This is a genomic window from Croceivirga sp. ABH4_376 (assembly GCF_056160685.1).
Genome location: NZ_JBSWXQ010000008.1, coordinates 95,360 through 106,103, shown reverse-complemented (window position 1 = coordinate 106,103; position 10,744 = coordinate 95,360). Strand labels below are relative to the sequence as shown.

The 10,744-nt window shown below is 36.4% G+C and carries 8 protein-coding genes; 2 read left to right on the top strand and 6 right to left on the bottom strand.

All coding sequences use genetic code 11. The features are described 5' to 3' along the window. Positions 1-3,323 (bottom strand): Calx-beta domain-containing protein (locus ACXAGS_RS14510; protein WP_474907759.1); only part of this gene is annotated, 3,323 nt, incomplete at its 3' end. 336 nt (positions 3,324-3,659) lie between these two features. Between ACXAGS_RS14510 and ACXAGS_RS14505 the strand changes: the two genes are divergently transcribed. Then, a complete protein-coding gene (locus ACXAGS_RS14505; RefSeq protein ID WP_010518509.1) occupies positions 3,660-4,208 on the top strand; it encodes a ClpP family protease in 549 nt (182 codons plus the stop codon). 137 nt (positions 4,209-4,345) lie between these two features. Here the strand turns inward: ACXAGS_RS14505 and ACXAGS_RS14500 are convergent, their stop codons facing one another. The 3 genes from ACXAGS_RS14500 to ACXAGS_RS14490 are packed head-to-tail and all read right to left on the bottom strand — an operon-like array spanning position 4,346 to position 7,302. Beyond that, the gene (locus tag ACXAGS_RS14500; RefSeq protein WP_474907757.1) at positions 4,346-5,881 is read right to left on the bottom strand and encodes a cryptochrome/photolyase family protein; all 1,536 of its coding nucleotides are present in this window, start codon (positions 5,879-5,881) and stop codon (positions 4,346-4,348) included. Positions 5,882-5,885: 4 nt separating this feature from the next. Further along, positions 5,886-7,169: a DASH family cryptochrome gene (locus ACXAGS_RS14495; RefSeq protein WP_474907756.1), complete on the bottom strand. Its 1,284-nt coding sequence runs from the start codon at positions 7,167-7,169 to the stop codon at positions 5,886-5,888. Between the two features lies 1 nt (position 7,170). Beyond that, positions 7,171-7,302 carry a DUF2256 domain-containing protein gene (locus ACXAGS_RS14490; RefSeq protein ID WP_474907755.1) on the bottom strand — a complete coding sequence of 44 codons (132 nt, stop codon included), beginning with the start codon at positions 7,300-7,302 and terminating at the stop codon, positions 7,171-7,173. Positions 7,303-7,422: 120 nt separating this feature from the next. On the opposite strand from ACXAGS_RS14490, the gene ACXAGS_RS14485 reads away from it, so the two are divergent. Continuing rightward, complete coding sequence (locus tag ACXAGS_RS14485; RefSeq protein WP_474907754.1) at positions 7,423-8,757, top strand: FAD-dependent oxidoreductase; 1,335 nt, start codon at positions 7,423-7,425, stop codon at positions 8,755-8,757. 68 nt (positions 8,758-8,825) lie between these two features. Here ACXAGS_RS14485 and ACXAGS_RS14480 read toward each other — a convergent pair whose 3' ends face one another. Together ACXAGS_RS14480 and ACXAGS_RS14475 are read right to left on the bottom strand one after the other, a co-directional pair. Then, a complete protein-coding gene (locus ACXAGS_RS14480) occupies positions 8,826-9,611 on the bottom strand; it encodes a zinc ribbon domain-containing protein (RefSeq protein WP_010519893.1) in 786 nt (261 codons plus the stop codon). A 6-nt stretch (positions 9,612-9,617) separates the two neighbouring features. Beyond that, positions 9,618-10,712 (bottom strand): Nif3-like dinuclear metal center hexameric protein, encoded by a 1,095-nt coding sequence (locus ACXAGS_RS14475; RefSeq protein WP_474907752.1) that lies wholly within the window; start codon positions 10,710-10,712, stop codon positions 9,618-9,620. Positions 10,713-10,744 lie beyond the last annotated feature (32 nt).

The following is a 10,744-nucleotide window of genomic DNA, read 5'->3' as shown; positions in this document are numbered from 1 at the left end:
GTAGTGCTGTTCAAGGTAACGGTATACGCTTCTTGCGGCTCGATGATGGCATCATCCAAAATAGAAACCACGATTTGTTGTACCTCGCCATTATTACCAGCGAAAGAAATAGTTCCATTGGTGATAGGGGTAAAGTCAGTTGCGGTTGCCGAACCAAAAGCGGTAGAGAAATCCACGTCGAAACCAGCAGCATACGCTCCGGTAAGGGTAACATCAAAAGTAGCGGTAACGCCCACACCTTCGGTCACGATAACATCGGTCTGTACAATGGACAAACCTTCCGTACCGGTACTGTCATTATCATTGATGATACCATTGGCGGTGGCATCGTTTATGGGAACTAAACTGCTATTAGGAGTACTTATCGTTAAACTAAGTTGTTCTTGACCTTCAATTATATTATCATTAATAATAGTAACTGGAATGTTAATGGTATCATTAGTTCTTGTGCCCGCAGGGAATGTAATAGTGCCAGAAGCATTAGCTACCGTATAATCTGCTGGAGTGGAAGCCGTACCATTGGCAATTACATAATTTACATCAAAAGCATCTTGTACATCAGGACCAGTATAACGAATGGTAAAGTTGGTTGTGCCTACGTTTTCTAAAATTGTGAAGCCTTCTGCATTTAAACCTTCACCAGTACCAAAATTTTCATTGTCTTGTATAGTACCTATACCATTAACATCTATCATTGGAATAAAGATGTTAGAAGGATTTGATAGCCTTATATTCAATGTTTCAGCTTGCTCTAAAAGCAAATCGTCAATAATATTTACCGTAACTGTTTGGGTATCTCCATTTCGCGTATTGGCAGGGAAGGTAAGCGTTCCCGTGTATGCATTGGCATCAATAGTATAATCATTAGGTCTGGTAGCCGAACCGTTGGTAACTTCGTAGTCTACGGTAAAACCATTTTGGATAGTAAGCCCTTTGTAAGAAACTATAAATTCTGCTGTACCCACATTCTCTGGTACATCAAAATCGGTTACACTAACCCCGAGTCCAGGTGCAAAGTTATCGTTATCTAAAATACGTAAAACGCTGCGTTCCATATTTATACGTACTCTCCTAGGGCTTATGCTGTATTTGCTGTTTTCTGCTGAATTGTAAGATTTTACAATTTCAAACTCTTCGGTTGGTTCAAAAATGTTATCATCTATAGTAGGTACGGGAATAAATAGTTCTGTACCTGCTATAGAACCTGCAGGAAAAGATACGGTGGTGGAAAAACTATTAAAATCGGCCCCATCCGTAGCTGGGTTGGTAGCATTCGCTTTTTCTTGAAATAGCGCATCTAAAAAATATTCATCTTCAATACCCACATACGCACGGCCATCTGAATTTTGACCTGTTGATAAGAAAAATCGGTATTGAATTGCATCACCTTCCGTTGCACTAAAATTGCCGCCAACAATATAGGCTACATCCGTATCTATTACGGTTGCGATACCTTTGTCATCAAAAAGGGTAACATCACTACTTGGATTGCCAATAATCACCTCAAAGGTTTGTTCTGTGGCTTCAGCCCAATCATCATCTACCGCAACAATACCTACGGTTGCAGAACTAGTATTGGCTGGTATGGTAATATTGGTAGTTCTGGTATAATCATCATCTGTAGTAGTGATATTGCTATAACTAACCTCAAAGCTTACAGGGTTGCTTAATACATGACTAGATGTTATGTTAATTGGAATGGTATTACCTTCTTCCGCAGCGCCATCCGTAACTCTAATATTTGGTTTAATGGTAAATTGGGTTGGGTCATGATTCGGTAAATTACAATCATCAAACGAGCCAGAACTTACACTTGTCTTTTCTGTGGTGTTAATAGCCCCGGTATAAGTTGCAGATGCCTGTAAAGCAAAATTATCTAAACAACCAGGACAGGGGTCTTTTACATGTACCTCAAAATCTAGGTTATAACTTGGAGAAGTAATATCTGTTGCGCCATCTGGTACGGCAATAGTTAAGACTCTGGTGGTTGCGTTAAAACTATAATTGGTTCCTGCTGGGCTATCATTATCACCGATAAAATCTACTTGCTCTGGCAAAGTAGTTGTTATAACTAGGTCTCTAACGTTGTCATTACCTGTATTATTAACCGTTAAACGCAAAATAGGATTATCACCCGCTTCTAAAAAGGTATCATTGTCTTCTGTGGTTAACTGCATAGAGCCAACATTTGGCTCGTACACTTCTATACTTAGTCCGGTTAAGTAAACGCCGTAGGTTTCTTGGGTAGAAGTAATTTTTAATCTAGCCGAAGTCTGGTTGTTACCAATTATAGTATTTGCCGTGTTTTTTAACTCAAAAATCCCGGCATCAAAACCCAATGTATTGGTGCTTGCGGGTGTTCTATCTAAAAAATCTGTATTCTTTAAGGTAATTCTACTATTAAAAAAGTTAGCGGTATCACGTACCTTATTGGTACCTGTACCTTCAGTCAGCTCAAACCATTGGTTGCTGGTATCTAAAATTTGAAAGCGGTCTCCAGTAATATCTCGGTCACCTTCTAAGGCTCCAAAAATGATGTCGGCATTTACTTTGCCAGTAGGTACTGTTTGAAAGCCAGAAAAGTTAAAATCGGTTTCACCTTGGGTTTGTGTAGTATGTACATAGCCATCAAAAAGGGTTACATTTCTAAGGTTTAAGGTTTCGTTTTCATAAACAAAAACAATTTGCCAACCACCAGAAGTACCTGTTCTGTTATTAAGATGGGACTGTAACCTGCCTTCTGTAGCTTTTACATTGGCTATTTGGTAAATACCAAAAGGGTTTGCCAAGGCATCTACTTCTGCTGTTATGTCTTTTACACAAACGTAGGGATCGTTTACAAAATGAGTATCCCTACCTCTAAAAATCACTTCATCCGCGTTAATAGTATTATATGTTGTTTCGCCAGGTAGTTGTAGTTTAACTTGTCTAAAATTCCAATTAGGTTCTGCTCCGCCTGTACCTGCTATGGTGTCCCTTCTGGTTGTTTCATATTCTTTATCCGCAGCAGCCCAATACAGCAGTACTTTTTTAAAATTATAACAACTTACACTAGGTAATGGATTTTTAAATTCTGCATTGGACGAATTAAAAGTGGAATTATCCGAGTCAATATCTACAAAAACATTATCCATAAAATTATGGTTCCCATCCTCTCCGTTGTAATTTCCATTAGAGGTTCTAGAAAGCACATTATTGGCAATCATAGTAACATCACCATTAATGGTTTCTGAATACCTGGGTGTAAATGGAGTTTGTAATTGCGCAACTAAGGAAGATTGCAAACAATTTAGAAGTATTGCAAAAACAATTAGTTTCTGCATGTAGTTTTTAGCGATATATGTATTTCGCATATGGTTAAGTTTGTTTAATACTTGTGTAAATTGATTTGGGCTTTCAATTTTGGCTAAAATTATAGTGCCCTTGACCCAATCGATAAATTACACGGTGTTTGTGCTGTTTATTTCGTTAAAATCACAAAATTTGTTAACGGTTAAATGTTAAAACAATTATTAAAGTGTTGTAGCCCAGTGATTTTTTGTGGTTAACGGTTAGGCTAAGAATACTTGTAGGAATTTGTAGGAAAACAGATATTTTCGTTTAGTAGTTAACACGATTATTTTATTTAATTTTGAAAGACATTTTTTTAGATAAAAAATATGAGCGACAAGAAAGGAAAAGTACAAGAACAAATACAAACCAAGTTATTAGAGGAGCGCAAAGTTTTTTTGTGGGGAATGGTTAATGACGATTCTGCAAAACATGTTGTTGATAGGCTATTGTATTTGGATATGATCAGTAATGATGAAATACAATTAATAATTAATAGCCCAGGAGGTTATGTTACTTCTGGTTTTGCTATTTATGATACTATTAAACAAATTAAAAGCCCGGTTTCAACCGTTTGTTCTGGTTTGGCAGCTTCTATGGGTTCAATTTTATTATCCGTAGGGGAAAAAGGAAGACGCTTTATACAGCCACATGCAAGGGTTATGATACACCAACCAAGTGGAGGTGCACAAGGGCAAGCCTCTAACATTGAAATACAGGCAAGGGAAATTATTAAAACCAAAGAAATTGGCGCACATATTCTTGCGGATAATTGCGGACAAACTTTTGAAAAAGTAATGAAAGATTTTGACCGTGATTATTGGATGGATGCCAAAGAATCTTTGGAATATGGTATAGTAGACGGTATTCTAGAATAGAAACACTTCATAAGTATTAATGAAAAGACCTTCATAAATAGTTATGAAGGTCTTTTTATAAATAGTCGCTACCGCGTTATTTTTATAGATATACGATCATTAATACGAGCAAAGACGTTGGTTTTTAGTTAATTATTTTAAAAATTATCAGGATTTTCAATAACCTGTTGGGCCTGCGCTTTAAGTTGAGCCAATTCCTTAGCATCCTTTTTCTTTAACAAGTTCAGCATCATTCCCATACGCTGGTTATCTTTAAAATATTCTTTTTTTTCATCTAAAAAATGCCAGTACAGCGAATTGAACGGGCATGCGGCATCCCCAGTTTTTTGGGTATGCTTGTAATAGCAATTTTTACAATAATTGCCCATCTTATTTATGTAATTAGCGCTACTTACATAGGGTTTTGTGGCTACAATACCGCCATCTGCAAATTGGCTCATGCCTCTAGTATTGGTAATTTCTACCCATTCCAGTGCATCTATGTAAACCCCTAAATACCATTTATCTACTTCATTGGGGTCTATTTGCGTTAATAAGGCATAATTACCAATAACCATTAAACGTTGTATATGGTGTGCATATGCATCGTCTAAACTCTGCCCAATTGCATGTTTAAGGCAATTCATTTTAGTTTTTCCGGTCCAAAAGAATTCGGGTAGTTTATTGGTATTGTTCAATTTATTTAAGGTAGCGTAATTAGGCATTTCTTTCCAATAAATACCACGCATGTACTCTCTCCATCCTAATATTTGTCTTACAAAGCCTTCTACTTGGCTAATGTCTACGTGGTCCTTGTTTTCCAAATAGGTGTCTACCACTTTGTCTATTACTTCTTTTGGAGATAGCATTTTACTATTCATGGCAAAGGATAGCCTGGAATGGAATAGGTATTTTTGTGTGGTATGTAAGGCGTCTTGGTAATCTCCAAAATGCACCAACAATTCATCACAGAAATGGTTTAATACTTTAAGACTGTCCGCTCTTGTGGTTGGCCAGCTTAGATTGTTGTTAGGTATATTACCAAAGGTGGTAATACCTGCTTCTTCTATCTCTTCTAAAATAGCGGTGGCGTCTTTTCTAAAACCTCTTTCATGCGGTATCTCTGGATTACCCTGCCATTTTTTACGATTACTTTGGTCAAAGTTCCATTTGCCACCTTCTGGATTGTTGTCTGAAGCCATAAGTATACCATGTTTCTTTCGCATCATACGATAGAAACTTTCCATTAACAGCGACTTTTTTCCCTCAAAAAAATTGGCAAGTTCGCGGCGCTCGGTATAAAAATGTTCGCTATCTACAGCAGCGGTTTCTACGTCTAAATTTTGGCATATTTCTTTTAGCTGTTGGTCTAGACGATACTCATCTGGTAACTGATATTCAAACTTTTCTATATGGTTTTCTGTAACGGTTCGCTGTATGAGTTTTGATAATTCTTGCGGGTTGTTTTTAGCATTTATTTTAAAATAAAGCACGGTGTGGTCTTTATCTTCTAATTCTTCTGCAAAAGAGCGCATGGCCATGAAAAAAGCGACTACTTTTTGAATGTGATGCTTTACATAGTCCGTTTCTTGGCGCATTTCTGCCATTAAATAGATACTATTGGAGTCCTTGTCTTTAAACCAGCTATGTTTATGGTTTAATTGGTCTCCTAAAATTAATCGTAAGGTCTTCATAACTTCAATTCCACTGGTTTTGGTATGCTTTTTTGGGATCGTATCGATCCGCTTGTAGGGCTATGTTAAACTTTCTATCTCGGGGATCGTTGCCCACTCCTGAAACATATAACCAATTACACCAATTGCTATGCACATCATAATCAATTAACACTTCTTCAAAGTAGGCCGCGCCATAGCGCCAATCTTGTAACAAACTTTTTGCCCAATAACTGGCTACATTTTGTCTACCTCTGTTACTCATGAATCCGGTTTGGGCAAGTTCTTTCATGTTGGCATTTACGAAAGGTTCTTTAGTATTTCCATTAATCCATTTGTCAAGAGTTCTTTTATCCAGATTCCAATCATACGATCTATTTAAAATACCACCTAATTGAAAAATATTGTTTACATGTTTTAGACTTATGTATTTAAAATAATCGCGCCAGAGCAACTCAAAAATTAACCAATAGGTGCTTTGATTTTTGGTTCTTTCTTTTTCAAAGTTTTTTATCGCCCAAAAGATTTCTCGTGCAGAGATACTTCCATTTGCAAGCCACGCGCTTAATTTGGAAGAATAATCTGTGCCAACCAAGCCATTACGTGTTTCTTTGTATTTAGCTATTGCATTAGATTCCCATAAATAATAGTGAAGTCTTTCATGGGCATTTTGGCTACCTCCTTTAAACGGAAATGCGCTTCTTGGGTCTATTTCAAAGTCAACTAAGCCAAGATCATCTAGGTCTGGTAATCTAGTGGTGAGTATTAAGTTGTCTTTATCTAACGTATTTGGCTTTGCGTGTAAAGGACTCACTTGAGCATATTTCTCAACCTTTTTTCTAAAGTTAGTAAACACTTCGGGTATTTGGGAATAGTCTTTAAATGGAATAGACTCGGGATTGTATAAAAACTGGTCTTTAAATTGTACAATATTTAAGCTTTCAGGAGCGCTTTTTACAACTTCCGTAAGTTCATCTTTCTCCTCTTGCGTCCATTCTTCCTGCAGATAAAGCGTATTTACTTGATGCTTTTTTATCAATTCAGGTAGCAATTGCCCTGGCGAAGCTATGTGGCAAATTAAAGAAATGTTGTAGGTTTTTAATTGCTCTTTTAAATCCCTTAAACTTTCTAGAAGAAACTTAGCACGGTATTTTCCTAATTTGGTGAACCCAAAGTTGTTCTTTTTTAATAAATTGGGGTTAATGGTGTAAACCGCGATTAACCGCTCGTGTTTACTGGCTTCTAATAATGTCTTATTGTCTTGGGTTCGTAAGTTATTTCCAAACCAAATGATAGCGCTGTCTTTCAAACTATTTGTTTTTTCTACATTTTTCGCTGCAGTACAGTACATGTTCCCAATTTCGTTCCCACTTTTTACGCCACTTAAACGGACGATTACATACAGGACAAATTTTCTCTGGTAAGTAAACTTTTTTATGCATTAAAAATGTTTAATCAAAAATAATAAACATTAAACAAAATAAGTTGCCATTTAACGTAACATGTGGTTAATAGTTCTTACTTTTAACAATTAATTAATCTAGTACTGCAATTAGCGGATAATGAAAAATAGGGATGTAGCAATTATAGGCTCTGGTTTAGTAGGATCTTTACTGTCTATATACTTAATAAAAAAAGGGCATAAGGTTACGGTCTTTGATCGCAGGCCAGATATTAGGACCATTGAGTTTTCTGGTAGGTCTATTAATTTAGCTATGAGCAATCGTGGATGGAATGCATTAAATGCAGTTGGCTTGGAAGATGAGATAAAAAAAATTGCGATACCCCTGTATCAAAGAGCCATGCACGTAAATGATCAGCCGGTTTATTTTCAAAAGTATGGTAAAGAAGGTGAAGCAATTTGGTCTATCTCTAGAGGTGTCCTAAACAGAAGGATGATTGACTTGGCAGAAGCGGCCGGAGTTGAATTTAAATTCAATGAGAAGGTTTGGGACGTTAACTTGCCCGAAGCTAAAATTTATACCGGGGAAACCGAGAAAAGCGAATGGAAGGCGTATGCTTTTGACCATATTTTTGGTTGTGATGGTGCTTTTTCTAGGGTAAGGCATAAGATGCAGCGTAGAAGTAGGTTCGATTATTCACAGGATTTTATTGATGTGGGTTATAAAGAGCTAACTATTGCTCCAGATGAAAATGGTAATCATAAGTTAGATAAAAATTCATTTCATATCTGGCCTAGAGGCAAGTTTATGTTGATTGCCATGCCCAATTTGGATGGTAGTTTTACCTGTACCTTATTTTTGCCTTTTGAGGGTGAGGTGTCTTTTGAAACTCTTACTACGGAAGAAAAGGCCAAAGATTTTTTTAAGGAGTACTTTCCAAATGTTAGAAAAGAAATAGAAGATTTAACCATGGATTTTTTTAAAAACCCTACCAGTGCCATGGTAACCATGAAATGTTTTCCATGGACCTACTGGGATAAGGTGGCCTTGGTTGGCGATTCTGCACATGCTATTGTGCCTTTTTACGGTCAAGGTATGAATGCCGGATTTGAGGATATCTTTGTACTTAACCAATTAATGGAAGAATTAGGTGATGATTGGGAAGCGGTCTTTAAAGCGTATGAAAAAGAACGAAAACCCAATACGGATGCAATTGCCGAACTTAGCTATAGAAACTTTATAGAAATGAGCAAGAAAACGGCAGACCCAAATTTTCTTTTACAAAAGAAAATAGAGAAGCATTTTGCTAAAAACCATCCAGATAAGTGGATTCCGGTTTACAGTAGGGTTACTTTTTCGGATAAACCCTATGCAGATGCCCTGCATATAGGAGATGAACAAGAGCGTATTATGAAAGAGGTTATGAAAATGCCAGGAATTGAAAGCAAATGGGATTCTAAGGAAGTAGAAGATAAGATATTAAGCTATCTCTAGTTTTTAACAAGAGTAAGCATAAAAAAAGCCTTCTGTGAAGAAGGCTTTTTTATTTGATGGACTAAACTTTATTTAGAAAGTTTAGTAAAAAGCTTTTGCATCTTTTCTGTTTCTTCTTCTGCTAAAACAGGGTCAACTAAAATTCTACCACTGTGCTCGTCAGAAATAATCTTTTTTCTTGAAGCAATTTCTACCTGTACCTGAGGTGGTATGGTAAAGAAAGAACCACCAGAAGCACCACGTTCTACAGGTACAACTGCCAAGCCGTTTTTAACGTTATTTCTAATACGTTTGTAGGCTTTAATAAGTCTTTCTTCAATCTTAGATTCAAATTCTTCAGATTTTTTAAGTAAGGCAGATTCTTCTTTTTCTGTTTCAGCTAAAATGGCATCCAACTCACTTTTCTTGTGCTTAAGATGGTTGTCTCTTTCTGTTAAAACCTCTTTGGTTTTAGAAATTACCTCTTTTTTCTGCTCAATTTGCGCTTTGAACTCTTTTATGTTCTTCTCCGCTAATTGAATTTCCAATTCTTGAAACTCAACCTCTTTGGTCAAAGAATTAAATTCTCTACTGTTACGAACGTTCTTCTGTTGCTCGCTGTATTTTTTGATTAAAGCTTTCGCTTCTTCAATCAAATTCTTTTTGGCCGTAATTTCAAAATTAACCGTCTCAATATCAGACTTTAACTTGTCTATACGGGTTTTAAGTCCCAACACCTCGTCTTCTAGATCTTCGACCTCTAAAGGTAGTTCGCCACGAACGTTCCTTATTTCATCAACCCTAGAATCTATAAGTTGTAGGTCATATAATGCCCTTAGTTTTTCTTCTACGGTTGTCTCAGTTTTTGTAGCCATAAATTTTTAATAATACTTGATGGGATTAGTAATACTCTCCGATAAAGTGACCGCAAAATTAGGAATTTTTTCGTTAAGATATTGTACTAAAAGGTTTTTTGTAAACTGCTCTGTTTCATAGTGTCCAATATCTGCTATGATTAGCTTTTTTTCAGCTTGGTAAAACTCATGATATTTTACGTCTGCAGTTACGTAAATATCTGCTCCGGCTTGTTTTGCGGCATCTATGGCAAAAGCCCCGCTACCACCTAAAACCGCTACCTTTTCTATCTTTTTATCAATTAACTCGCTATGGCGTACAACAGATACTTTCATAGTTTGTTTTAAAAAGTCTAAAAAATCTTTTGCATTTACAGGTTTTTCTAATTTACCAATCATACCCATACCTAAGTTCTGGTTTACATTTTCTAAACTTACTAGCTCATAGGCAACTTCTTCATAAGGATGGGTTTTAAATAAGGTAGCTAGTATCTGATTTTGAAAAATAGGGTCAAAAGTCATGCTAAGTTTGCTTTCGTTTTCAAAATGCGTCTTGCCAACTTCTCCTATTGTTGGTTGGGCTTTTAAACCCGCTTTAAAACTACCCATGCCTTCTACGCTAAAACTGCAATTGGTATAATTGCCGATATTTCCTGCCCCTGCATCAAAAAGTGCATTCCTAAGATTTTCTAGATGGGTGTTAGGAACATAAGTGGTAAGTTTTTTTATAACTCCGCTTTTAGGTATTAGAATCTTAGGGTTTTTAATCCCAAGTACTTCACATATTTTTGCGTTTACGCCCAACGGATTATTGTCCAAGGCAGTGTGCATGCTGTAAATAGCTATTTGGTTTTCTATGGCTTTTAGTACTACCCGCTCTACATAGTTTTTTCCCGTGATTTTTTTTAGGCCCTTAAAAATGATGGGATGAAAACTAACAATAAGATTGCATTTTTTAGCTATAGCCTCGTCTACAACATTTTCTAGCGTGTCTAGCGTAACCAAAACACCCGTTACCTTGTTTGTAGGATTTCCAATCAATAACCCTACATTGTCAAAATCTTCTGCATGTTGTAGTGGTGCTAATTCTTCCAATACAGTAGTAACTTCTTTTATTGTCATGGGTAAATTTTAAAGCTCTAAGATAAAATATT